A 24187-nucleotide genomic window follows, 5' to 3' on the forward strand; every position below is an offset into this window, starting at 1 on the left:
GATCGTAGGAGAACGGGGCGGTCGGCCGCCAGGGGGTGTGGAGGGCGGGCTCAGGCGCACGGTCCGGGCGCCCCGGACGCGCCACGGCGCCCACCGGTCCGGTCGGGGACTGGGCGGGCGCCGCGTTCAGTTCCGTACGCCGTTGTACGGGACGTCTGTTGTGCCGTGATCAGACCGTCAGGGAACGGTCCGTCGGGCGGATCGGGGCGTGCAGCGCGCTCGTCCCGGTGAGGAAGCGGTCCACGCCGCGTGCCGCGGAGCGGCCCTCGGCGATGGCCCACACGATGAGGGACTGGCCGCGGCCCGCGTCGCCGGCGACGAACACGCCGTCGACGTTGGTCGCGTAGTCGTCGTCACGTGCGACGTTGCCGCGGTCGTCGAGCGCGAGCCCGAACTGCTGGACGAGGCCGTTGGCCTGGTCCGTGCCGGTGAAGCCCATGGCCAGGGTGACGAGCTGGGCGGGGATGACGCGCTCGGTGCCCGCCTTCTGCTCCAGCTTGCCGTCCTTGAACTCGACCTCGATCAGGTGCAGGGACTGGACGTTGCCTTCCTCGTCGCCCTCGAAGTGGGTGGTGGAGACGGAGTAGATCCGCTCGCCGCCCTCCTCGTGCGCGGAGGTGACCTTGTAGAGCATGGGGAAGGTCGGCCAGGGCTGGTTGGCGTTACGCTCCTCGCCCGGCTGGGGCATGATCTCCAGCTGGGTGACGGAGGCCGCGCCCTGCCGGTGGGCGGTGCCGACGCAGTCGGCCCCGGTGTCGCCGCCGCCGATGACGACGACGTGCTTGCCCTCGGCGCTGATCGGGGAGACCGTCAGGTCGCCCTCCTGCACCTTGTTGGACAGCGGGAGGTACTCCATCGCGAAGTGCACGCCGTTCAGCTCACGGCCCGGGACGGGCAGGTCGCGGGAGACGGTGGCACCGGCGGCGATGACGACCGCGTCGTAGCGGCGGCGGAGCTTGGCGGCGTCGATGTCCTTGCCGATCTCCACCTCCGTACGGAACTTGGTGCCCTCCGCGCGCATCTGCTCGATGCGGCGGTTGATGTGCGACTTCTCCATCTTGAACTCGGGGATGCCGTAACGGAGAAGTCCCCCGATGCGGTCCGCGCGCTCGAAGACCGCGACCGTGTGGCCGGCCCGGGTCAGCTGCTGGGCGGCGGCGAGACCCGCCGGGCCGGAGCCGATGACGGCGACGGTCTTGCCGGAGAGGCGCTCGGGCGGCTGCGGGGTGACGTCGCCGCTGTCCCACGCCTTGTCGATGATGGAGACTTCGACGTTCTTGATGGTGACGGCCGGCTGGTTGATGGCGAGGACGCACGCGGACTCGCACGGAGCGGGGCACAGCCGGCCCGTGAACTCCGGGAAGTTGTTCGTGGCGTGCAGGCGCTCCGACGCCGCCGACCAGTCCTCGCGGTAGGCGTAGTCGTTCCACTCGGGGATCAGGTTTCCGAGGGGACAGCCGTTGTGGCAGAACGGGATGCCGCAGTCCATGCAGCGGCCGGCCTGCTTGCTGATGATCGGGAGCAGCGAGCCCGGAACGTAGACCTCGTTCCAGTCCTTGACGCGCTCGCCGACGGGACGGGTCTTGGCGACCTCGCGTCCGGTGGTCAGGAAGCCCTTGGGGTCAGCCATTGGTCGCCGCCTCCATCATCTTCTCGGTGGTCTCCTGCTCGGAGAGACCGGCGAGCTCAGCGGCGTCCTTGGCGGCGAGCACTGCCTTGTAGGTGGACGGGATGATCTTGCTGAAGCGGGTGACCGCGGTGTCCCAGTCGGCCAGCAGCTTCTCGGCGACCGTGGATCCGGTCTCCTCCTGGTGGCGGCGCACGACGTCGTGCAGCCACTGCCTGTCGGTGTCGTCCAGCGTTTCGACGGCGCCGACGTTGCCGGTGTTGACGTTGTCGAGGTCGAGGTCGATGACGTACGCGATGCCGCCGGACATGCCGGCCGCGAAGTTGCGTCCGGTCTCGCCGAGTACGACCGCGTGTCCGCCGGTCATGTACTCGCAGCCGTGGTCGCCCACGCCTTCCGAGACGACCGTGGCACCGGAGTTGCGGACGCAGAAGCGCTCACCGGTCCGGCCGCGGAGGAAGAGCTCGCCGCCGGTCGCACCGTAGCCGATGGTGTTGCCGGCGATCGTGGAGTACTCGGCGAGGTGGTCGGCGCCGCGGTCCGGGCGGACGATGACGCGGCCGCCGGAGAGGCCCTTGCCGACGTAGTCGTTGGCGTCGCCCTCCAGTCGCAGCGTCACACCGCGCGGCACGAACGCGCCGAAGGACTGCCCGGCGGACCCGGTGAAGGTGATGTCGATGGTGTCATCGGGCAGGCCCGCACCGCCGAACTTCCTGGTCACCTCGTGGCCGAGCATGGTGCCGACGGTCCGGTTGATGTTGCGGATCGCGATCTGCGCGCGGACCGGCTGTGCCGTCTCGGCGCTGTCGGCGCCGAGGGCGTCGGCGGCGAGCTTGATGAGCTCGTTGTCGAGTGCCTTGGCCAGGCCGTGGTCCTGCTCGGCGATCTGGTGGCGCACCGCGCCCTCGGGAAGTTCGGGCACGTAGAAGAGGGGCTCGAGGTCGAGGCCCTGGGCCTTCCAGTGCGTTACGGCCCGGTCGGTGTCGAGGAGTTCGGCGTGGCCGACGGCCTCCTCGATCGTGCGGAAACCGAGCTCGGCGAGGATCTCGCGGACCTCTTCGGCGATGAACTCGAAGAAGTTGACGATGTACTCGGCCTTGCCCGAGAACCGCTCGCGCAGGACGGGGTTCTGGGTGGCGATGCCGACCGGGCACGTGTCGAGGTGGCAGACGCGCATCATGACGCAGCCGGAGACGACGAGCGGCGCGGTCGCGAAACCGAACTCCTCGGCGCCGAGGAGCGCGGCGATGACCACGTCGCGGCCGGTCTTGAGCTGGCCGTCGGTCTGCACGACGATGCGGTCGCGCAGACCGTTGAGCAGCAGGGTCTGCTGGGTCTCGGCGAGGCCGAGCTCCCAGGGACCGCCCGCGTGCTTGAGGGAGGTGAGGGGCGATGCGCCCGTACCGCCGTCGTGGCCGGAGATGAGGACGACGTCCGCGTGGGCCTTGGAGACACCGGCCGCGACCGTGCCGACGCCGACCTCGGAGACCAGCTTCACGTGGATGCGGGCCGCCGGGTTGGCGTTCTTGAGGTCGTGGATCAGCTGGGCCAGGTCCTCGATGGAGTAGATGTCGTGGTGCGGCGGGGGCGAGATCAGGCCGACACCCGGGGTGGAGTGCCGGGTCCTGGCGACCCACGGGTAGACCTTGTGGCCGGGCAGCTGGCCGCCCTCGCCGGGCTTGGCGCCCTGCGCCATCTTGATCTGGATGTCGTCCGCGTTGACCAGGTACTCGCTGGTCACACCGAAGCGGCCGGAGGCGACCTGCTTGATGGACGAGCGGCGGGCGGGGTCGTAGAGGCGCTCGGCGTCCTCGCCGCCTTCACCGGTGTTGGACTTGCCGCCCAGCTGGTTCATGGCGATCGCGAGGGTCTCGTGCGCCTCCTGCGAGATGGAGCCGTACGACATGGCGCCGGTGGAGAAGCGCCTGACGATCTCGGAGGCGGACTCGACCTGGTCGATGGAGATCGGCTCACGGCCGCTCTTGAAGCCGAACAGTCCGCGGAGCGTCATGAGGCGCTCGGACTGCTCGTTGACCCGGCCCGTGTACTGCTTGAAGATGTCGTACCGGCGGTTACGGGTGGCGTGCTGGAGGCGGAAGACCGTGTCCGGGTCGAAGAGGTGCGGTTCGCCCTCACGGCGCCACTGGTACTCGCCGCCGATGTCCAGCGCGCGGTGCGACGCCGAGATGCCGGACGCGGGGTACGCCTTGGCGTGCCGGGCGGCGACCTCCTTGGCGACGACGTCGAGTCCGGCGCCGCCGATCTTGGTGGCGGTGCCCTTGAAGTACTGGTCGACGAAGGCCTCGTCGAGGCCGACGGCCTCGAAGACCTGCGCGCCCCGGTAGGAGGCGACGGTCGAGATGCCCATCTTGGACATGACCTTCAGGACGCCCTTGCCGAGGGCGTAGATCAGGTTGCGGATGGCCAGCTCGGGCTCGATGCCCTCGATGAACGTACCGGCGCGGACGAGGTCCTCGACGGACTCCATCGCGAGGTACGGGTTCACGGCGGCGGCACCGTAGCCGATGAGCAGCGCGACGTGGTGGACCTCGCGGACGTCTCCGGCCTCGACCAGCAGACCCACCTGGGTGCGCTGCTTGGTGCGGATAAGGTGGTGGTGGACGGCGGAGGTGAGCAGCAGCGACGGGATCGGTGCGTGCTCGGCGTCGGAGTGCCGGTCGGACAGGACGATCAGGCGGGCACCGTCCTCGATGGCGGCGTCGGCCTCGGTGCAGATCTGCTCGATCCGGGCGGCCAGGGCTTCGCCGCCGCCGCTGACGCGGTAGAGGCCGGCCAGGGTGGCGGCCTTCATTCCCGGCATGTCGCCGTCCGCGTTGATGTGTATGAGCTTGGCGAGCTCGTCGTTGTCGATCACCGGGAACGGCAGCGTGACGCTGCGGCACGTGGCGGCGGTCGGCTCCAGGATGTTGCCCTGGGGGCCCAGGGAGGAGCGCAGCGAGGTGACGAGTTCCTCGCGGATGGCGTCCAGCGGCGGGTTCGTGACCTGGGCGAAGAGCTGGGTGAAGTAGTCGAAGAGCAGCCGGGGGCGCTCGGACAGTGCGGCGATGGGCGAGTCGGTGCCCATGGAACCGAGGGGTTCGCCGGCGGTGCGGGCCATCGGGGCGAGGAGGATGCGGAGCTCTTCCTCGGTGTAGCCGAAGGTCTGCTGGCGGCGGGTGACCGAGGCGTGGGTGTGGACGATGTGCTCGCGCTCGGGGAGGTCCTCGAGCTCGATCTCGCCGGTTTCCAGCCACTCCTCGTACGGGTTCTCGGCGGCGAGGGACGCCTTGATCTCGTCGTCCTCGACGATGCGGTGCTCGGCGGTGTCGACGAGGAACATCCGGCCGGGCTGGAGGCGGCCCTTGCGGACGACCTTGGCCGGGTCGATGTCCAGGACGCCGACCTCGGAGGAGAGGACGACGAGGCCGTCGTCGGTGACCCAGTAGCGGCCGGGTCGCAGACCGTTGCGGTCGAGGACCGCGCCGACCTGGGTGCCGTCGGTGAAGGTGACGCAGGCCGGTCCGTCCCAGGGCTCCATCATCGTGGAGTGGTACTGGTAGAACGCGCGACGGGCCGGGGTCATGGAGGCGTGGTTCTCCCACGCCTCGGGGACCATCATGAGGACCGAGTGCGGCAGCGAGCGGCCGCCGAGGTGGAGCAGTTCCAGGACCTCGTCGAAGGAGGCCGAGTCGGAGGCGTCCGGGGTGCAGACGGGGAAGATCCGGTCGAGCTGCGCCTCGCCGAAGAGGCTGGAGGCGAGCTGGGACTCGCGGGCCTTCATCCAGTTGCGGTTGCCCTTGACCGTGTTGATCTCGCCGTTGTGCGCGACGAAGCGGTACGGGTGGGCGAGCGGCCAGCTCGGGAAGGTGTTGGTGGAGAAGCGGGAGTGGACCAGCGCGATCGCGGTGGCGAACCGGCGGTCGGAGAGGTCCGGGAAGAACGGCTCCAGCTGCCCGGTGGTGAGCATCCCCTTGTAGACGATCGTGCGTGCGGAGAGCGAGGGGAAGTACACCCCGGCCTCACGCTCGGCGCGCTTGCGCAGGACGAACGCCTTGCGGTCCAGTGCGATGCCGGTGCTGCCGCCACCGGCGACGAACAGCTGGCGGAACTCCGGCATGACGGCGCGGGCGCCATTGCCGAGGATGTCCGGCGTGACCGGGACCTGGCGCCAGCCGAGGACGTCGAGGCCCTCTTCGGCGGCGATCTTCTCGATCTGCTGGACGGAGCCGGTGGAGTCCTCCGCGGGCAGGAAGGCGATGCCGACTGCGTAGGAACCCGCCTCGGGGAGCGGGAAGCCGGCCTCTTCGCGGAGGAAGGCGTCCGGGACCTGCACGAGGATGCCGGCGCCGTCGCCGGAGTCGGGCTCGGATCCTGTGGCGCCGCGGTGTTCGAGGTTGCGCAGTACGGTCAGCGCCTGCTCGACCAGCTCATGGCTGGCCACACCGGTCAGGGTGGCCACGAACCCGACGCCGCAGGCGTCGTGCTCGTTACGGGGGTCGTACATCCCCTGCTGGGCGGGGCGACCGTCCATGGGCGACCAGGCGTGGATGCGCATCGGCACTCCCGTCGTCGTCGTGGCATGTGCTGTGCCGAGGGACGACGCTGGCCCTCTGCGAAATTTCGTGCAGGTTACATGATGGAACGCTTCTCAAAAAGCGAATAGGACGTTCCACCATGCGGACACCACGAAACGTGGTGCGGGTGGGTCACGAGGGGACGGATCATTGTGGATCACTGTCCTGGGAGACCGCAGAGAGCGGGCGTCGTTGCCCGCGATGTCTACGGCTCTTGCCCGGCGGTCATAGAATCGAAACCGCCAGGTAACGGCTACTTATGTGTAGCACTGCATAGCGTCTCATCTTATGGGCCCCTTACTCATACGCCCAGTGACGTGCGCCAAGACGTACGTCACATGAGTACAACGCCGAAAGGCACCGGCAAAGTCCCGCCCCGGCTGCCCGGAACGCGCGGCGGGCGGCGGGCGGCGGGCGGGACATCCCCGCGTGCCGGAGCGTCCCGGCGGCGTCAGCCCGCGGCTACGCCGAACAGGACACCCAGCCCGTACGTGAGCGCGGCGGCCGCTCCGCCGAGGAGGAGCTGACGCAGACCGCTGAACCACCAACTGCGCGCGGTCACCCTGGCGACCAGGGCGCCGCAGCCGAAGAGACCCACGAGCGCGAGCAGCACGGCTGGCCACAGCTGGACGGCGCCGAGCAGGAAGGGCAGCACGGGGAGCAGCGCGCCCAGCGCGAAGGCGCCGAAGGACGACACGGCGGCGACCAGCGGCGAGGGCAGGTCCCCCGGGTCGATGCCGAGCTCCTCGCGGGCGTGGATCTCCAGGGCCTGCTCGGGGTCCCTGGACAGCTGCAGCGCGACCTCGCGGGCGAGCGCGGGCTCGACGCCCCGGGACTCGTACAGGGCGGCGAGCTCCTCCATCTCGTCGGCGGGGTGCCTGCGCAGCTCGCGCCGCTCGACGGCGAGCTCCGCCTCGACGAGCTCGCGCTGCGAGGCGACGGAGGTGTACTCCCCGGCGGCCATCGAGAACGCACCGGCGGCCAGACCCGCGAGGCCCGTGATCACGATGGTCTGGTGGGAGACCGCGCCGCCGGCGACACCCGTCATCAGCGCGAGGTTGGAGACCAGGCCGTCCATGGCACCGAAGACCGCGGGGCGCAGCCAGCCGCCGTTGACGTCACGGTGGGTGTGGTTGTCCCGGTGCGCCTCGTGCAGTACGGCGTCGGTCTCGATGATGGACACAGCTCTCCCCTTTTCCGGGAGCGGCCCCGAACGTTCCAACTTCCGCTCCGCACACTCGAAAGTACGCACGAAAAAGGCCTCCCGCCAGCAAGGAAGGCCGAACTTACCTGCCGTGGAAGCGTCACCCGGGTGGCCGATTTATACGTTTTACACGCCTCTCTTCCATCCGCATGTGGAATCCCCTTCTAGCCGGGGCCATCCGGTTCATCCGGTTGCTCCGGGTGCGAGTGGCGGATGCGAGCGAAGGGGCGACACGATGGAGCTCACGGCGGACGGACCGGCGGCGGGCACGGGCGACCGGGCGCGGGGGGCGTTGCTGGGGCTCGCGGTCGGTGACGCCCTCGGCGCCCCGGCGGAGAACCTGCGGCCGTCCGAGATCCGTCGCCGCTGGGGCCGCATCGAGGGCTTCGTGAGCGACGACCCGGCGGGTACGGACGACACCGAGTACGCGATCTTCTCCGGGCTGCTGCTGGCCAGGCACGGTTCGGCGCTGACCGTCGCGCACGTCGAGCGGGCGTGGCACCACTGGATCGCCGACCTGGACGAGGGGCCCTTCCGGGGCGCGGGATTCAGCGAGCGGGGCACGCTGGAGAACCTGCGGCGGGGTCTCGCCGCGCCGATCTCGGCCCAGCACCGGCACGCCTGGAGCGACGGTCTCGCGATGCGGGCGGCGCCGTTCGGGGTCTTCGCGGCGGGCCGGCCCGCGGAAGCCGCCCGACTGGTGGCCGTGGACGGGCGGGTCAGCCACGAGGGCGAGGGCATCTACGGCGGTCAGGCGGTCGCGGCCGGGGTGGCGGCCGCGATGGTCGGCGCCGGGCTCGCGTCGGTGATCGCCGCCGCGCTCTCCGTCGTACCGATGGACTCCTGGACCGCCCGCTCACTGCGGCGCGCGGTCACCGCCGCTCAGCGCTCGTACCCGGACCGGCTGACGGGGGAACGCGCGGTGCGCTCCGCGGTGGTGATCGGCGGCTACCCGTGGACGGACCTGGCGCCGGAGGCGGTGGGTCTGGCGTTCGGGGCGTTCGCGGCGGCGCGCGGCGACTTCCGAACGGCGGTGCTCACGGCGGTGAACATGGGCCGGGACGCCGACACCACTGCGGCCGTCGCGGGAGCGCTGGCCGGGGCGCTGCACGGGGCGTCGGCGATCCCCCGCGAATGGGCGTCGGCGATCGGGCCGGTGCGGGGCAGCTGCCTGCCCTCGATGCGGGGCTATCACGTGCTGGACATCGCGGAGCTGCTGACCCCGGACGAGGCCGAGGACCCGCCGAAGAACCCCCCGGGGACAGCTCCCGTCCCGGAGCGGGAGCACGCATGCGCAAAAGCCCCCGGCGCCCTCGGGTGGCACACCCCGGCGCCCGGCGCCCCAGGGGCCCGTGCCGGACAGGCCGGCCGGTGACCGCCGCCCGGCGCGCCCCCGGGAGCGCTTCCCCCGCCACCGGTGGTCCGGCCGCCCCGCACGTGGCCATCCGCATCACCGCCGGGCCGGCCGCCGGCCCGGCCCCTGACGCCGGGGGTCACGGGGCCCCCGGCAGGCGGTCCAGGATCGAGGGCCTGCTGCTGGGGCTGGCCGCCGGGGACGCGGCCGGATGGCCCGCGGCGCGGCACCGGGCCGCGCGCATGCCGGAGTGGACCCGGCGGCTGACCCGGGAGCTGGACACCTTCGCGGAACAGAACGCGACGACGACGCTCCCCGTGCCCATCGCGCTCAACCAGCCGCCCGAGCCGCTGCGGCTCGGGCCGTCGGACGACGCCGAGTGGGCCGCCTTCGCCGCCCGTACCGTGCTGGCCGCCGCGGCCGACCACGCACCAGGCCTCTCCCCCGGCCGGCGGATGCGGGACGCGATCGACAGGTCGTGGAACGCGCTGGCCGCGAAGGTGGCCGCCGCGAGCGCCCGCGCGCCCGAGGTCGAGGCCGCCGTGCTCCCGCTCCGGGCCCGGATCTCGGTCCGGGCCGGGCTGGGCAATCTGGCCGCCGGGCTGCGGCCGCCCGCCACCGGCCACGACAACCCGCACTACTTCGACGACGCCGCCTGCGTGCGCGCCGCGGTGCTCGCGGTCGTGCACGCCGGCGACCCGGCGGCGGCGGCGGAGCTCGCCGAGTTCGACGCCCGGTACACCCAGGACGGTGACGGGGTGTACGGCGCGCGGGCGGTCGCCGCCGCCATCGCCGCCGCGCTCGCGGGGGCTGATGTCGACACGGTGGTGGACACGGCACTCGAACAACTGCCCGACGGAACCGAGATCGCCCGCAACGCCGTCCACGCCGTGCGACTGGCCCGGGAGTTCGCGGACGAGGCGGCGGGTGCCTTCGCGCTCGTCCCGGTGCTGGAGCATCAGATCGTCGACCACGTCTACAGCTACGGGATCGCCGCCGCCGAGACCGTGCCGGTCGCACTCGCCCTGACGGTCGCGGCCCGGGGTGAGATCGCGCAGGCCGTCCCGGCAGCCGCCTGCCTGTCCCGGGTCGCCGATTCGGCCCCCGCTCTCACGGGGGCGCTGACCGGCGCGCTGGGCGGGATCGGCAGCGTACCGGCGGGCTGGCGGGAAGCCTGCCGCACACTCGCCGGATGCGCGCTGCCGCGCCTGGCCGGCACCGACCTGATCGAACTCGCCGGGCTGCTGGCAGCCACGGAACCGGTCACTCCGGGTGGACACTTCCGACATGGCTCACAAAGCGACTCACACACCCATCGCCGCCACGACCCTCACCCTGGATGAGCGCATCACCGGGGCACTCGTCGGAGCGGCCGTCGGGGACGCCCTCGGCGGCCCCGTCGAGGGCTGGACCCCCGAGCAGATCGCCGAGCGTCACGGCGGCCGGGTGAGCGGTGTCGTCGGCCCCTGGTACGGCGACGACTGGCGCACCGCACGGCCCATCGCCCCGTACCACAAGGGCGACGGGCACGTCACCGACGACACCCTGATGACCCATGCCCTGGTGCGGGTGTACGAGACGGTCAGGGGCCATCTCGACGCGTACGATGTCGCCGGCCACCTCGTGCCGGACCTGATGTCGCGGCCCCGCTGGATCCCCGAACTGGAGGCCGAGGCGCTCCCCCTGCAGCGGATCTTCCTCGCCGAGAAGTGGATCGTCACACGGCTGCACTACGGCCACGCCGACCCCCGCGAGGCGGGCTCGGGCAATATCGTCAACTGCGGGGCCGCGATGTACATGGCCCCGGTCGGACTGGTGAACGCCGCCCACCCGGAGGCCGCGTACGCGGAGGCGCTCGACGTCGCCGGGGCCCACCAGTCCTCGTACGGCCGGGAGGCCGCCGGGGTCCTGGCCGCCGCCGTCGCCGCCGCCTGCGCGCCGGGCGCCACACCCGAGTCCGTCGTCGAGGCAGCCCTGTCGCTCGCCAAGGACGGCACCCGGTCGGCGATCGAAGCCGTGTGCGAAGTCGCCGCCCGGCACACGGACTTCGAGTCCGCGCTGGCCCCGCTGCGCGCCGCCGTCGAACCGTTCGACACGGTGGGCCCCCACTACCGCGAGCCCTCTCTCGGTGCGCGCAGGCCCTCCCGGCTGCACTCCATCGAGGAGCTGCCGGTCGCACTCGGCATGCTGCTCGTCGGCGGGGGCGACTACCGCCGCACGGTGCTCGGCTCGGTCAACTACGGCCGCGACTGCGATTCGATCGCCACGATGAGCGGCGCTCTCGCGGGAGCGCTCCACGGCGAGCAGAGCATTCCCGTCGACTGGGTGAAGACGGTCTCCGAGGCCAGCCGCCTCGATCTGCACGCTCCGGCGCGGGCCCTTGCGGAGGTCGCCCGCGAGGTCTTCGCGCGGGACACGGCACGGCGTCGCGCGCACGAGAGGGCGTTCGCCGCGCTGGCGGGCGGCGACCGGTGAGCGTGCGCCTGACGTGGATCCAGCCCGAGGACCTGGTGGGCCATGAGCTGCGCCAGGCCGCCCAGGACGGCCGGGACGCCCGGGACATCGCGGAGCGGTGGTACGCGGCGGGCGGCGCCCCGGCCCCCGAGCGGGCGGGTGCCTCCGAACCGCACGGGCCGCCCGGACTGCGCCCGCTCGCCGAAGAGCTGCTGCACGAACTCGGCCGGCTGGAGTGCCCGTCGGCCCGGGAGGAGCCGGCGGGCCTGTCCGCGATCAGGGCCGCGTGCCCCCGGTGGCCGGCCCCCCGTACCCGCATGGTGTCCCCGGGACCCGACCGCCTCCACGCCGCCTGGCTGGGCCGGGCGGCCGGCTGTCTGCTCGGAAAGCCGGTCGAGAAGCTCCCTCTGGAGGGCATCCGGGCCATCGGCCGCGCCACCGGGAACTGGCCGCTCACCACCTGGTTCACCGCCCGGGGGCTGCCGGCCGCCCTCGCCGCCGCCCACCCGTGGAACCGGCGTTCGGCGCCCACCTCCCTCGCCGAGAACATCGACGGCATGCCGGAGGACGACGACCTCAACTACCCGCTCCTGGCACTGCTGCTGCTCCAGCGTCATGGGCCGGACTTCACCACGGACGACGTCGCCCGCCTCTGGCTCGGCGAGCTCCCCGCCGGACGCGTCTTCACCGCCGAACGCGTCGCCTACCGCAACCTCCTCGACGGCGTCGAGCCGCCGGACACCGCCCGCCACCGCAACCCCTTCCGGGAGTGGATCGGCGCCCAGATCCGGGCGGACGTGCACGGCTGGACCCACCCCGGTGACCCCGCCGCGGCCGCCGAACAGGCGCACCGGGACGCGGTGCTGTCGCACACGGCCAACGGGGTGTACGGCGCGATGTTCACCGCCGCTGCGCTCGCGGAGGCGGCGGGCGGCGAGACGGATGTGCACGGCTGCCTCGCGGCGGGACTCCGCGTGGTCCCCCCACGCTCCCGTTACGCCGCGGCCGTCCGTCTCGGCATCGCGGCGGCCCGCGACGAGCCGGACTTCGACGCGGTCGTCGACCGCCTGCACTCCACCTTCGCGGCCACGCACCACTGGGTGCACGTCCTGCCCAACGCGGCGCTGCTCGCCGCCGCTCTCACCCACGCGGACGGGGACTTCGCCGGTTCCGTCTGCCGGGCGGTGTCCGGCGGCTGGGACACCGATTCCAACGGCGCGACCGCCGGTTCGCTCGCGGGGCTGCTCGCCGGCCGGGCCGACGCGCTGCCCGACCGGTGGACCGCGCCGCTCAAGAACAGGCTCGCCACATCCGTGACCGGCTTCGGCTCCATCGGCTTCGACACCCTCGCGGAACTGACCTATAAGGAGGTACGCCGCCCATGACAGCGATCGCGGTGCTCGGCAGCACCAACATGGACCTCGTCGCCTACGTCGCCCGGGCACCAGAGCTCGGGGAGACCGTCACCGGACGCGAGTTCCGGACCGTGCCCGGTGGCAAGGGCGCCAACCAGGCCGTCGCGGCGGCGCGCGCGGGAGGCGACGTGGTGATGATCGGCGCGGTCGGCACGGACGAGTACGGCTCGCGGCTGCGGACGAATCTGGAACACGCGGGGGTGGACACGGAACTGCTGCACACCGCCGCGGGCCCCAGCGGCACCGCGCACATCGTCGTCGACGACGAGGGGGCCAACTCGATCGTGGTCGTCCCCGGTGCGAACGGCACCGTGACCACGCTGGGCGCGGGCGAGGAGGACGCCATCGCCGCGGCCGCCCTGCTGCTCCTGCAACTGGAACTCCCGCTCACCGTCGTGACCCAGGCGGCGCGGGCGGCAAGGGCACGGGGCGTACGTACGATCCTCACGCCCTCACCCGTACAGCCGCTGCCGTCCGAGCTCCTCGGCGCGGTCGACCTGCTGATCCCCAACGAGCACGAGGCCGCGGCGCTCACCGGTTACGAGGAACCGCACGCGGCGGCGCAGATCCTGCTCCGGCAGGTCCCGGAGGTCGTGATCACCCTCGGGCGCAGGGGCTGTCTCTACGCTGCCCGGGGCGGCGAACCGGTGCTGTTCCCGGCGCCCGAGGTCACCGCCGTGGACACGACGGGGGCCGGGGACACCTTCGTGGGCACCCTCGCCGTGGCCCTCGGCGAGGGCAGGTCCGTGCCCGAGGCGCTGGCCTGGGCGTCCTCCGCCGCCGCGCTCTGCGTACAGCGGGCGGGTGCCTCGACGTCGATGCCGTTCCGCAGTGAGATCGATGCCGCATGACCGGCCCGGAGACGACACCGCCACTCGCCGGCCTGCGGGTCCTGGACATCGCGACACTCTTCGCCGGGCCTCTCGCGGCCACGATGCTCGGGGACTTCGGGGCCGAGGTCATCAAGGTCGAGCACCCCCGCAAGCCCGACCCCTCACGTGGTCACGGCCCGTCGAAGGACGGCGTGGGGCTGTGGTGGAAGCTGCTCGGCCGCAACAAGCGCACGCTGACCCTGGACCTGTCCGGCCCCGGCGGCCGGGACGTCCTGCTGCGGCTGGCCGCGGAGACCGACGTGATCATCGAGAACTTCCGGCCCGGGACCCTGGAGCGCTGGGGTCTCGGCTGGGAGGAACTGAGCGCCGTCAACCCGCGCCTGGTGCTCACCCGGGTCACGGGCTTCGGCCAGACCGGCCCCTACGCGCACCGGCCGGGTTTCGGCACGCTCGCCGAGGCCATGAGCGGCTTCGCCGCCGTCACCGGTGAACCGGACGGCCCACCGACCCTTCCGCCGTTCGGGCTCGCCGACTCGATCGCGGCGCTCGCAACGGCGTACGCGGTGATGACGGCGCTGGCCGGACGTGACCGCACCGGCGGCGGTCAGGTGGTGGACATGGCGATCATCGAGCCGATCCTCACCGTGCTGGGGCCGCAGCCGCTCTGGTACGACCAGCTCGGCTACGTCCAGCCGCGTACCGGCAACCGCTCCCGCAACAACGCGCCGCGCAACACCTACCGCGCCTGCGACGGGCACTGGGTCGCCGTCTCCACCTCGGCGCAGTCGGTCGCGGAACGTGTCATGCGCCTGGTGGGGCGCCCCGAACTGATCGAGGAGCCGTGGTTCGGTGCCGGGAGCTCCCGCGCCGAACACGCCGACGAGCTCGACGAGGCCGTGGGCCACTGGATCGCCCGGCGCACCCGGGCGGAGGCGGTGGACGCGTTCGAGAAGGCCGAGGCGGCGATCGCGCCGATCCAGGACGTACGGGACGTGATGGAGGACCCCCAGTACCGGGCGCTGGGCACGATCGCCGAGGTCGACGACCCGGAACTGGGGCCTCTGCGGATGCAGAACGTGCTGTTCCGGCTCTCTGAGACACCCGGATCGATCCGCTGGGCGGGCCGCCCGCACGGAGCGGACACGGAGGAGATCCTGACGGCGCTCGGGTTCTCCGCGCCGAGGATCGCGGAACTCCGGGAGGAGGGTACGCTGTGAACGGGGCCGAGGTGGCACTGACCTGGCTGTACGTCCCAGGGGACAAGCCGGCCGTGGTCCTCAAGGCACTCGGTTCGGGCGCGGACGTCGTCATCGTCGACCTGGAGGACGCCGTCGCGCCCGATCGCAAGGAGTACGCGCGGTCGGCGACGGCGGAGCTGCTCTCCGATCCTCCGGCGGCCGGCCCGCCGGTGGCACCGGTCCACGTCAGAGTCCACGGCGAGGAGGACGTCAAAGCCCTGGCGCGGCTGCCCGGACTTTCCGGAATGCGGCTTCCCAAGATCACCCACGCGGCATCCGTGCACCACGTCGCGGCCCTGGCACCCGGCGTGTCGCTGTATCCGCTGCTGGAGTCGGCGCTGGCGATCGAGCACGCGTACTCGATCGCGGGGGCTCATCACGACGTACGGGGGATCGCGCTGGGCGAGGCGGACCTCCGGGCCGATCTGGGGGTGCGGGACGACACCGGACTGGACTGGTCGCGCAGCCGCGTGGTGATCGCGGCCCGGGCTGCCGGTCTGGCCCCGCCCGTCATGTCGGTGTTCCCGAACGTCCGGGACCTGTCCGGTCTGCGGTCGTCCTGCGCGCACGGCCGGGGCCTCGGCCTGCTGGGACGGGCGGCGATCCATCCGAGGCAGCTGCCGGTGATCGAGCGGGCGTTCCGGCCGACATCGCGTGAGGTCGAGGCGGCGGAGCAGATCGTGGCGGCGTCCCGCACCCAGGAGGGCGCCCAGGCCCTGCCGGACGGGAGGTTCGTGGACGCGGCCGTGGTGGCGAGTGCGCAGCGCACGCTCGCGCTGGCCCGGCGCCGCTGACGCCCCGGACGCGCGGACCGGGCGGCCGGGGACACCGAAGGGGCCGTCCGCCCCGTGCGGGTCGGACGGCCCCTTCGGGTGTCGTGTGCGTCAGCTCCGGTCGGCCTTCTGCGGCGCCGCTCCGTCGTCCTCCGGTTCCTGCGCCCCGTCGGCGGAGGCGGCGGGTACGTCGCCGGTCGTGGCGTTCTCCGGGGACTTCGCGTCGCCGGACGAGGCGTTCTCCGGAGAGGTGCCTTCGGCCGAGGCGTCGTCGGAGGGTGCGTCGTCGGAGGAGGAGCCTTCGGCGGATCCGGGCTTCCCGCCGTCCTTAGTCAGGTCGGGCTCGACGATCTCCTCGCGGCCCGGGCGCACCTTCGCCGAGATCACGATGTACGTGACCGCCAGGGCGAACACGATGATCGCGGTCCACACGTTGAGGCGGAGGCCCAGCACGTGGTGCGCCTCGTCGACGCGCAGGTACTCGATCCACCCGCGGCCCACGCAGTACGCCGCGACGTAGAGCGCGAACGCCCGGCCGTGGCCCAGCTTGAACCGGCGGTCGGCCCAGATCACCAGCAGTGCGACACCGACGCACCACAGGGACTCGTAGAGGAAGGTCGGGTGGTAGGTGCCCGCGACCCGGTTCGTGCCCTCGCTGATCTTGAGGGCCCAGGGGAGGTCCGTGGGCTTGCCGTACAGCTCCTGGTTGAACCAGTTGCCCCAGCGGCCGATGGCCTGGGCGAAGGCGATCCCCGGAGCCAGCGCGTCGGCCCACGCCGGGAGCGGGATGCCGCGGCGACGGCAGGCGATCCAGGCACCGACCGCGCCGAGCGCGATCGCGCCCCAGATACCGAGTCCGCCCTCCCAGATCTTGAAGGCGTCGACCCAGTCCTCACCGTCGCTGAAGTACAGCTGGTAGTCGGTGATGACGTGGTAGAGCCTGCCGCCGACGAGGCCGAAGGGCACGGCCCAGACGGCGATGTCGGCCACGGTGCCGGCTTTGCCGCCCCTGGCGATCCAGCGCTTGTTGCCGAACCAGACGGCGACGAAGACACCGATGATGATGCAGAACGCGTAGCCGCGGAGCGGGATCGGGCCGAGCTCGATCACCCCGGTCGACGGGCTGGGAATGAAGGCAATGTTCATGACGGGGTCGACGCTACCCTGCCGGACGGGACGTACGGCAAGCCGTCCGGCAACTTCTGGGTAACGGGAGCTCGCCGGAGCACCCTCAGGAGGACGAGGGCGTCGCCCCGACGGTGCCGGGCTTCTTGCCCTTGTTGGCCTCTGCCACCCACTTCTTGATATTGGCGGCGGAGATCTGCTCGTCCCCCTTCTTCGGGAAGATCGACTCACCGTTGAGGAGTACCGTCGGCGTGCCTTCGAAGCCGCCCGCAGCGAACGCCTTGTTCGACTTCTCGACCCAGCCGTCGTGGGTGCCGTCCTCCACACAGCTGCGGAAGGCGGGCGTGTCGAGGCCCTTCACCGAACCGGCCAGCTCGATCAGCCTGCTGTTCTTGGCGAAGGCGTCGTCGGTCTCCGCCGGCTGGTTGCGGTAGAGGACGTCGTGGTACGGCGCGAACTTGCCGGCGTCCTGCGCGCAGGCGGCCGCATTGGCCGCGCGCAGGGATCCGGTGCCGCCGACGTTGCCGTCGATGATCGTGGCCAGGTGGTACTGCACCTTGAGCTGTCCGCTGTCCGCCAGCTCCGCGAAGGTGTCGCGGAAGGCGTTCTCGAACTGCGCGCAGACAGGGCAGCGGAAGTCCTCCCAGATCGTGAGCGTGGACGGGGCGTCGTCCGCTCCGACCTGGAGTGCGAGTCCGTCCTCCCCCATCGCCCCGGACGGGGTGACGGCGGGCCCGGCCTCGGAGTCCTGGTCGTCCTTGCCCGCGTTGGCGGCGATCAGGCCGATCACAGCGGCCAGCGCGAGCACCCCCACCACCGCCGTCGAGACGATCAGCGTGCGACGGCGGCGCTCCCGCGCCCGGTCCTGCTCGCGCTGCTGGACGAGCCGGTCGCGCGCGGTCCTGTTTCGGTCTTGGTTCTCATTCACACCGCGCAAACGAACCGGGGAGGCACGTCAGCGCCTCCCCGGTCCCAGGTCCACCCATACGGATGACGAGCGCTGTCAGCGCTTTCGAACGCCTTCGGCCAGTTCGGCCGCCAGCGCGCGGACCGCTTTGAGGCCCGTGGCCTCGTCCGGCGCGTCGAGCATCCGCTTCACGAAGGCCGAGCCGACGATCACCCCGTCGGCGAAGGCCGCGACCTGCTGGGCGTGCTCGGCCGTGGACACGCCGATGCCCACACAGACCGGGAGGGCGCTGGTGGCGCGGGTGCGCCGCACCAGGTCCTGGGCCTGCTCGCCGACGGACTCGCGGGTGCCGGTGACCCCCATCAGCGAGGCGGCGTACACGAAGCCGGAACCGGCGGCCGTGATGGTCGCGAGGCGGGCGTCCTTGCTGCTCGGCGCGACGACGAACACGGTGGCGAGGCCGTGCTTGTCGGCGTGCTCGCGCCACAGCGCGGACTCCTGGACCGGCAGGTCGGGCAGGATGCACCCGGCGCCGCCCGCGTCGGCCAGTTCGGCGGTGAAGCGCTCCACGCCGTACCGGTCGATCGGGTTCCAGTACGTCATCACGAGGATCGGCGCGCCGGTCGCCTCGTGGGTCTCGCGGACCGTCCGCATGATGTCGGCGATCTTGACGCCACCGCGCAGCGCGATGTCGTCGGCGGTCTGGATGACCGGACCGTCGAGCACCGGGTCACTGTGCGGGAGGCCCACCTCGATGATGTCGGCGCCGCCGGCGACCGCCGCCTTGACGGCCTCGATGCCTCCGTCGACGGTCGGGAACCCGCCGGGCAGGTAGGCGATCAGCGCCGCCCGGTCCTCGGACGCCGCCTCGGCCAGCTTCGCCTCGAGAAGCTCTCGGTTGCCGCTCACTTGGTGACCTCCACCTCTCCGTCGGCCACGTCGGCCTCGACGACCGCGTCGGCGCCGTCGTACAGGCCGAAGTAGCGGGCGGCCGTGTCCATGTCCTTGTCGCCGCGGCCGGACAGGTTGATCAGGATCAGCCCGTCCTCGCCGAGCTCCCGCCCGACCTCCAGGGCTCCGGCCAGCGCGTGCGCGCTCTCGATGGCCGGGATGATTCCCTCGGTGCGGGAGAGGAGGCGCAGGGCCTGCATGGCGGCGTCGTCGGTGACCGCGCGGTACTCGCCGCGGCCGACGTCCTTGAGGTAGGCGTGCTCCGGGCCGATGCCCGGGTAGTCGAGGCCGGCCGAGATCGAGTAGGGCTCGGTGATCTGGCCCTCCTCGTCCTGGAGGACGTACGACCGTGAACCGTGCAGGATGCCCGGCTCGCCCGCGGTGAGGGTCGCCGCGTGCTCGCCGGTCTCCACGCCGTGCCCGGCGGGTTCGCAGCCGATCAGCCGGACGTCCGCGTCCGGGATGAAGGCGTGGAAGAGGCCGATGGCGTTGGACCCGCCGCCGACGCAGGCGACGGCGGCGTCCGGCAGCCGGCCCGTCCGCTCCAGGATCTGGCGCCGGGCCTCGACGCCGATGACCCGGTGGAAGTCGCGGACCATCGCGGGGAAGGGGTGCGGCCCGGCGACCGTACCGAAAAGGTAGTGGGTGCGGTCCACGTTGGCGACCCAGTCCCGGAACGCCTCGTTGATGGCGTCCTTCAGCGTCCGGGAGCCGGACTTCACGGCCACGACCTCGGCACCGAGCATCCGCATCCGCGCCACGTTCAGCGCCTGCCGCTCGGTGTCGATCTCGCCCATGTAGATGGTGCATTCGAGCCCGAAGAGGGCGCAGGCGGTCGCGGTGGCGACCCCGTGCTGGCCGGCTCCGGTCTCCGCGATGATGCGGGTCTTGCCCATGCGCCTGGTGAGGAGCGCCTGGCCGAGCACGTTGTTGATCTTGTGCGAACCGGTGTGGTTGAGGTCCTCGCGCTTGAGGAAGACGCGGGCGCCCCCGGCGTGCTCGGCGAAGCGGGCGACCTCGGTCAACGCGCTGGGCCGGCCGGTGTAGTCGACCATGAGGGCGTTGAGTTCGGCGGCGAAGGCCGGGTCCGCCTTGGCCTTGTCGTATTCGACGGCGACCTCGTCCACGGCCGCGACCAGCGCCTCCGGGATGAACTTGCCACCGAACGCGCCGAAATACCCCTCGGCGCTGGGGATCAGACCCTCGGGGTCCGGAATGAAGAAGTCGGACGACATGCGACGTGCTCCTCGACTTGCGACGGGTGGGTTCACCGTATGCGCCGTGAGCGGAGCGCCACGCCGGCCGGGACGGTCGGTGCGGTGTGTCGTGCTGGTCCCGCCCGGAGCGGGGGTACGACGGGGCTCGCTACGGCGCGGACCCCGTGCGCCATCGCATCCCGTTGACCTGTCCGGGCTCGTCGCCGATCACGTACCGCACGCGCCGGCCGTGCACACGCCGGGCCGGGGCGCGGCAGCCGCGGTGCCAGAAGGGCGGAGCGCAGCGCCTCGGCTGAGGGTGGCGGAGGGAGAGGGGTGGGCGGCAGCCGCGCGCCGACGGCCCGTGCGCGTCCCGGGTGCTCGCCCCGGCGGGGCGCAGACCCGGCCGGATGTGGGCGGCGGGACGGTCGGCGGGCACGGGTCGGGTCAGCTCCGTCCGTGCCGCAGGGCGGGGTGCGCGCCGGCGGCGACCAGGTCGGCGACGGCGGCCCGCGGGTCGCGGCCGGTGACCAGGGACTCCCCGACGAGCACCGCGTCCGCGCCGGAGTTGGCGTAGGCGATGAGGTCGTGAGGGCCCCGGACGCCGGACTCGGCGACCTTGACGATGTGGTCGGGGATCTCGGGGGCGACGCGCTCGAAGGTGGAGCGGTCGACCATGAGGTCCTTCAGGTTGCGCGCGTTGACACCGATGATCTTCGCTCCGGCGTCCACGGCACGCTCCGCCTCCTCCTCGTCGTGCGCCTCGACGAGCGGCGTCAGGCCGATCGACTCGGCGCGCTCGATCAGGGAGACGAGGGCTTCCTGGTCGAGGGCTGCGACGATCAGCAGGGCGAGGTCGGCACCGTAGGCCCGCGCCTCCCACAGCTGGTACGAGGTGACGATGAAGTCCTTGCGCAGGACCGGGATGTCGACCTTGGCCCGGACGGCCTCCAGGTCGGCGAGCGAGCCGCCGAAGCGGCGCTCCTCGGTGAGGACCGAGATGACGGACGCGCCGCCGGCCTCGTAGTCCGCTGCGAGCGCGGCCGGGTCGGCGATGGCGGCGAGGGCCCCCTTGGAGGGGCTGGAGCGCTTGACCTCGCAGATGACGGTCACGCCCTCACCGCGCAGTGCGGCGACTCCGTCCTTGGCCCGGGGAGCGCGCGCGGCGCGCTCCTTGAGCTCGTCGAGGCTGACACGCGCCTGCCGCTCCGCGAGGTCGGCGCGGACGCCGTCAATGATCTCGTCGAGCACACTCACGCGAGCGGCCCCCTTCCGAAGCGGTGATGAGGAACAGGATCAGCCGTATCGATGGTATCCGCAGGAGGGCGCAGAGCCCGCATCCGGCGACCGTACGTCCCACCGGCTGGGTATTCAGGGAGCCAGCGCCGATCCGAACGGAAGATTGCGGATCACCGAGAAGACCAGCAGAACAGCGCCCACCCCCCACCAGTAGGCGGGAGCGACGGTGATCCGCATGGGCCGGCCCCGGCTCGCGCGGACGGTCCAGAGCACCCAGACCGCGGCGAACACGGCGTAGCCGAGGACGGCCAGGGCGTTGGAGCCCAGGGCCGCCGGGATGTCCCCGTGGGCGAACGCGTGGGCGCTGCGGAGACCGCCGCACCCGGGGCAGAGCACCCCGGTGAACCGGAGCATGGGGCAGACGGGGTAGTGGCCGGGTTCGTTGGGGTCGACGGCCGCGACGTAGCCGAACGCGGCGACGACGGCGGCCATGACCCCGACGGGCGTGGCGAGCCGCCTGAGCCGGGAGACCGGGGCGGGGGCTGCCTGGGAGAAGGCGGGGCCGGGCGCCCGGGGTACGGGGGCCGGGTCCGGGGCTGCGGGAGAGACTGAGGCGTCCACGCGGTGATTCTCCCCGCTGAGACGCAGAGGCGCAGCCCGGTACGGGCTGCGCCTCGTGTCGTGTCCGTGGACCGGCACCCGCACCGGTCGTCCCGTCGGGTCGTGCCGGGCTCACGTGCCCTGCACCGCCCGCCGGTCCGGCCCGATCCGGACGTAGGACCTTAAGCCGTGACCTGGGCCTTCGCGGCGCGGTCCCGGGCGGCCGCCATCTCGGCCGACTCCTTCGGCATGCCGAGGCCTGCCATCTTCATCGCGAGGCCGACGATCCCGCCCAGGGCGATGACCACGAGGCCGGCCCAGAAGCCGAGCGGCTCGGCCGCGACCAGGAAGACGCCTGCGACGCAGAAGCCGATGAAACAGATGATGACACCTGTCCAGGCGGCCGGGGTGTGTCCGTGGCTGCTGCCCGCCATGAGTTGCTCCTTGTTGGTGTTGCTCTGAAGATACGGCTGTCGAAAAGCTCGCTGCCATTGTCCCGTACGTACGGAGTGACACGAGGCTCGGGGGTCATGCGTCGCGCGTCGGGTCCTCGCCGCGGTCCAGCGCCTTCCAGAGTTCCTCGGGCCGGTCGGGGTCCGGGGCCGTGCGGGGGGCCCTGCGGGGGCGGGGGGTGCCGTCGCGCTCGTACCGGCCGGACATGGCGGGCCAGCCGCGGCCGAAGCGCAGTGCGAGCAGCCCGGCGAGCAGGATCAGCAGCCCGCCGACCGCGGTGACGTAGGGCCAGGCGGTGTGGCTGAGGGCCTCGACCGTGGCCGAGGTGTTGCCGGTGGTCTGCGCGGCCTGCTCGTCCAGGGCGGCACTGTCCGAGGCGCCGGCCCAGGCGCTCAGCCCGGCGCCGAGGCCGCTGAGGGCGAGGAGTCCGGCGACGAGGACCCGGCTGCCGCCGCGCACGGCGAAGACGGCGACCAGGGCGGCCAGGCCGACGACGGCCAGGGCTGCCGGGAGGCCGGTGACATCCTGTCCGTCGGCGCTGAGCGGCAGGATGCCGCCGCCGACGGCGGCCTGGCCCTCGGCCCAGGTCTGCCCGGAGGCGAGGAGGACGACGGTGGCACCGGCGGCCCCGAGGAGCAGGCCGGCGCCGAGGCTCCGACGGCTTCCAGCGCTGTCGGGCGCGGAGGCGGCTCGGGCACGGGGCTGGGGTACGGGGACAGCACTCACGTACTCCACTATCCCCTACCGGCTCAGCGGGCTCGGAAGGCGGTTCGCCGTATGGACGGCCCGCAGGACGGCCGCGGCCTTGTTGCGGCACTCGGTGTCCTCGGCGACGGGGTCGGAGTCGGCGACGACGCCCGCTCCGGCCTGGACGTAGGCGGTGCCGTCGCGGAGCAGGGCGGTCCTGATGGCGATCGCGGTGTCGGAGTCCCCGGCGAAATCGAGATATCCGACACATCCTCCGTAGAGGCCGCGCCGGCTCGGTTCCAGCTCCTCGATGATCTGCAGGGCACGGGGCTTGGGCGCGCCGGACAGGGTGCCGGCGGGGAAGCACGCGGTGAGAACGTCGAACGCGGTGCGGCCGTCGGCCACGCGCCCGGTGACGGTGGAGACGATGTGCATCACGTGCGAGTAGCGCTCGACCGACATGAAATCGACGACCTCGACGCTGCCGGGTGCGCAGACCCTCCCGAGGTCGTTGCGGCCGAGGTCGACGAGCATCAGGTGCTCGGCGCGCTCCTTCGGGTCGGCGAGGAGTTCGTCGGCGAGGGCCTGGTCCTCGTGCGGGGTGGATCCGCGGTGCCTGGTGCCCGCGATGGGGTGCACCATGGCGCGGCCGTCCTCGACCTTGACGAGCGCCTCGGGGCTGGAGCCGACGACGTCGAATCCGTCGAAGCGGAAGAGGTACATGTACGGCGACGGGTTGGTCGCCCGCAGGACCCGGTAGACGTCCAGCGCGCTCGCGGTGCACGGGGTCTCGAAGCGCTGCGAGGGGACGACCTGGAAGGCCTCGCCGGCCCTGATGCGCTCCTTGATGTCGTCGACGGCGTCCTGGAACGCCTGGCCGCCCCAGAGGGCGGTGTACGGAGGGAGCTCGGAGGGCGGGAGGGCGGCCGGGACGTTCTCCACGGGCCGCGACAGGTCCCGCTCCATGGCGTCGAGCCGGGCGACGGCGTCGGCGTACGCCTCGTCGACCCCGGTGTCCAGGTCGTTGTGGTTGATCGCGTTGGCGATCAGCAGCACCGTGCCGTTCACGTGGTCGAGGACGGCGAGATCCGAGGTGAGCAGCATCGTGAGCTCGGGCAGCCTCAGGTCGTCGCCGCCGTGCTCGGTGATCCTCTCGAGCCGGCGCACGACGTCGTAGCCGAGGTAGCCGACCATGCCCCCGGTGAACGGCGGCAGGCCGTCGTCGCCGACCAGGTCGCGCGGCGTGTGCAGGGTCTCGATCGTGGCTCTCAGGGCCTCCAGCGGGTCCCCGTCGACGGGGACGCCGACGGGCGGCGTGCCGAGCCAGCGCGCCTGTCCGTCCACGGCGGTCAGGGCGGCGGCGCTGCGTACCCCGATGAAGGAGTAGCGGGACCAGGTGCGGCCGTTCTCCGCGGATTCGAGGAGGAACGTGCCGGTGCGCTCGGCCGCGAGCTTGCGGTACAGGCCGACCGGGGTGTCGCCGTCCGCCAGGAGCCGGCGGCTCACGGGGATGACGCGCCGGTCCACGGCGAGCTTGCGGAAGGTCTCAAGATCCAT

Annotated in this window: 20 protein-coding genes; 7 read left to right on the forward strand and 13 right to left on the reverse strand. The window is 72.3% G+C overall.

The window, feature by feature from the left end; genetic code table 11:
- Window positions 1-169 precede the first annotated feature (169 nt).
- From ACFU5K_RS18240 to ACFU5K_RS18250, 3 genes are all read right to left on the reverse strand, one after another.
- Window positions 170-1630: a glutamate synthase subunit beta gene (locus tag ACFU5K_RS18240; protein WP_384062493.1), complete on the reverse strand. Its 1461-nt coding sequence runs from the start codon at window positions 1628-1630 to the stop codon at window positions 170-172.
- Entirely contained in the window at window positions 1623-6182 is a 4560-nt protein-coding gene (gene gltB, locus ACFU5K_RS18245; RefSeq protein WP_384062496.1) for a glutamate synthase large subunit, read from the reverse strand. The genes ACFU5K_RS18240 and gltB overlap by 8 nt, the downstream gene beginning before the upstream one ends.
- 470 nt (window positions 6183-6652) lie before the next feature.
- Window positions 6653-7384, reverse strand: coding sequence for a VIT1/CCC1 transporter family protein (locus ACFU5K_RS18250; protein WP_384062498.1), 732 nt, complete (start codon window positions 7382-7384; stop codon window positions 6653-6655).
- Window positions 7385-7640: 256 nt separating this feature from the next.
- Here ACFU5K_RS18250 and ACFU5K_RS18255 point away from each other — a divergent pair, with 256 nt between their 5' ends.
- The 7 genes from ACFU5K_RS18255 to ACFU5K_RS18285 are packed head-to-tail and all read left to right on the forward strand — an operon-like array spanning window position 7641 to window position 15493.
- The gene (locus tag ACFU5K_RS18255) at window positions 7641-8780 is read left to right on the forward strand and encodes an ADP-ribosylglycohydrolase family protein (protein ID WP_384062501.1); all 1140 of its coding nucleotides are present in this window, start codon (window positions 7641-7643) and stop codon (window positions 8778-8780) included.
- Window positions 8777-10102, forward strand: coding sequence for an ADP-ribosylglycohydrolase family protein (locus ACFU5K_RS18260; RefSeq protein WP_384062503.1), 1326 nt, complete (start codon window positions 8777-8779; stop codon window positions 10100-10102). The genes ACFU5K_RS18255 and ACFU5K_RS18260 overlap by 4 nt, the downstream gene beginning before the upstream one ends.
- A complete protein-coding gene (locus tag ACFU5K_RS18265; protein WP_384062506.1) occupies window positions 10047-11234 on the forward strand; it encodes an ADP-ribosylglycohydrolase family protein in 1188 nt (395 codons plus the stop codon). Before ACFU5K_RS18260 ends, ACFU5K_RS18265 begins: the two co-directional genes overlap by 56 nt.
- Window positions 11231-12598, forward strand: coding sequence for an ADP-ribosylglycohydrolase family protein (locus ACFU5K_RS18270; RefSeq protein WP_384062509.1), 1368 nt, complete (start codon window positions 11231-11233; stop codon window positions 12596-12598). Before ACFU5K_RS18265 ends, ACFU5K_RS18270 begins: the two co-directional genes overlap by 4 nt.
- Window positions 12595-13479: a ribokinase gene (gene rbsK, locus ACFU5K_RS18275; protein ID WP_384062513.1), complete on the forward strand. Its 885-nt coding sequence runs from the start codon at window positions 12595-12597 to the stop codon at window positions 13477-13479. Before ACFU5K_RS18270 ends, rbsK begins: the two co-directional genes overlap by 4 nt.
- Window positions 13476-14678, forward strand: a complete 1203-nt coding sequence (locus ACFU5K_RS18280; protein WP_384062516.1) for a CaiB/BaiF CoA transferase family protein — start codon at window positions 13476-13478, stop codon at window positions 14676-14678. Before rbsK ends, ACFU5K_RS18280 begins: the two co-directional genes overlap by 4 nt.
- Window positions 14675-15493 carry an HpcH/HpaI aldolase/citrate lyase family protein gene (locus ACFU5K_RS18285; protein ID WP_384062518.1) on the forward strand — a complete coding sequence of 273 codons (819 nt, stop codon included), beginning with the start codon at window positions 14675-14677 and terminating at the stop codon, window positions 15491-15493. Before ACFU5K_RS18280 ends, ACFU5K_RS18285 begins: the two co-directional genes overlap by 4 nt.
- 90 nt (window positions 15494-15583) lie before the next feature.
- On the opposite strand, the gene lgt is transcribed toward ACFU5K_RS18285, so the two are convergent.
- The 10 genes from lgt to ACFU5K_RS18335 all read right to left on the reverse strand — a co-directional run bounded on the left by lgt (window position 15584) and on the right by ACFU5K_RS18335 (window position 24187).
- Complete coding sequence (gene lgt / locus ACFU5K_RS18290; protein ID WP_384062521.1) at window positions 15584-16618, reverse strand: prolipoprotein diacylglyceryl transferase; 1035 nt, start codon at window positions 16616-16618, stop codon at window positions 15584-15586.
- An 85-nt stretch (window positions 16619-16703) separates the two neighbouring features.
- Window positions 16704-17525 carry a thioredoxin domain-containing protein gene (locus ACFU5K_RS18295; RefSeq protein ID WP_384062523.1) on the reverse strand — a complete coding sequence of 274 codons (822 nt, stop codon included), beginning with the start codon at window positions 17523-17525 and terminating at the stop codon, window positions 16704-16706.
- A 75-nt stretch (window positions 17526-17600) separates the two neighbouring features.
- Window positions 17601-18413, reverse strand: a complete 813-nt coding sequence (gene trpA / locus ACFU5K_RS18300) for a tryptophan synthase subunit alpha (protein WP_384062525.1) — start codon at window positions 18411-18413, stop codon at window positions 17601-17603.
- Window positions 18410-19690 (reverse strand): tryptophan synthase subunit beta, encoded by a 1281-nt coding sequence (gene trpB / locus ACFU5K_RS18305; protein WP_384062528.1) that lies wholly within the window; start codon window positions 19688-19690, stop codon window positions 18410-18412. Before trpB ends, trpA begins: the two co-directional genes overlap by 4 nt.
- A 130-nt stretch (window positions 19691-19820) precedes the next feature.
- Window positions 19821-20090 carry a tryptophan biosynthesis modulator TrpM gene (gene trpM / locus ACFU5K_RS18310; protein WP_384062531.1) on the reverse strand — a complete coding sequence of 90 codons (270 nt, stop codon included), beginning with the start codon at window positions 20088-20090 and terminating at the stop codon, window positions 19821-19823.
- 8 nt (window positions 20091-20098) lie between these two features.
- A complete protein-coding gene (gene trpC, locus ACFU5K_RS18315) occupies window positions 20099-20908 on the reverse strand; it encodes an indole-3-glycerol phosphate synthase TrpC (protein ID WP_384062533.1) in 810 nt (269 codons plus the stop codon).
- A gap of 114 nt (window positions 20909-21022) precedes the next feature.
- A complete protein-coding gene (locus tag ACFU5K_RS18320) occupies window positions 21023-21511 on the reverse strand; it encodes a DUF2752 domain-containing protein (protein ID WP_384062535.1) in 489 nt (162 codons plus the stop codon).
- A gap of 161 nt (window positions 21512-21672) precedes the next feature.
- Window positions 21673-21924, reverse strand: a complete 252-nt coding sequence (locus ACFU5K_RS18325; protein ID WP_384062538.1) for an HGxxPAAW family protein — start codon at window positions 21922-21924, stop codon at window positions 21673-21675.
- A 94-nt stretch (window positions 21925-22018) separates the two neighbouring features.
- On the reverse strand, window positions 22019-22678 hold the full coding sequence (locus tag ACFU5K_RS18330) for a TIGR02234 family membrane protein (RefSeq protein WP_384062541.1): 660 nt from the start codon (window positions 22676-22678) through the stop codon (window positions 22019-22021).
- Window positions 22679-22684: 6 nt separating this feature from the next.
- Complete coding sequence (locus ACFU5K_RS18335; RefSeq protein WP_384062544.1) at window positions 22685-24187, reverse strand: anthranilate synthase component I; 1503 nt, start codon at window positions 24185-24187, stop codon at window positions 22685-22687.

Source organism: Streptomyces sp. NPDC057428 (assembly GCF_042803195.1).
Taxonomy (GTDB): Bacteria; Actinomycetota; Actinomycetes; order Streptomycetales; family Streptomycetaceae; genus Streptomyces.

What these genes read in the sequence shown, in the direction of transcription:
- ACFU5K_RS18240 (WP_384062493.1), bottom strand. Translation starts at nt 1,630, where the DNA reads ATGGCTGACCCCAAGGGCTTCCTGACCACCGGACGCGAGGTCGCCAAG.
- gltB (WP_384062496.1), bottom strand. Translation starts at nt 6,182, where the DNA reads ATGCGCATCCACGCCTGGTCGCCCATGGACGGTCGCCCCGCCCAGCAG.
- ACFU5K_RS18255 (WP_384062501.1), top strand. Translation starts at nt 7,641, where the DNA reads ATGGAGCTCACGGCGGACGGACCGGCGGCGGGCACGGGCGACCGGGCG.
- ACFU5K_RS18265 (WP_384062506.1), top strand. Translation starts at nt 10,047, where the DNA reads ATGGCTCACAAAGCGACTCACACACCCATCGCCGCCACGACCCTCACC.
- rbsK (WP_384062513.1), top strand. Translation starts at nt 12,595, where the DNA reads ATGACAGCGATCGCGGTGCTCGGCAGCACCAACATGGACCTCGTCGCC.
- ACFU5K_RS18280 (WP_384062516.1), top strand. Translation starts at nt 13,476, where the DNA reads ATGACCGGCCCGGAGACGACACCGCCACTCGCCGGCCTGCGGGTCCTG.
- lgt (WP_384062521.1), bottom strand. Translation starts at nt 16,618, where the DNA reads ATGAACATTGCCTTCATTCCCAGCCCGTCGACCGGGGTGATCGAGCTC.
- trpB (WP_384062528.1), bottom strand. Translation starts at nt 19,690, where the DNA reads ATGTCGTCCGACTTCTTCATTCCGGACCCCGAGGGTCTGATCCCCAGC.
- ACFU5K_RS18325 (WP_384062538.1), bottom strand. Translation starts at nt 21,924, where the DNA reads ATGGCGGGCAGCAGCCACGGACACACCCCGGCCGCCTGGACAGGTGTC.
- ACFU5K_RS18335 (WP_384062544.1), bottom strand. Translation starts at nt 24,187, where the DNA reads ATGGATCTTGAGACCTTCCGCAAGCTCGCCGTGGACCGGCGCGTCATC.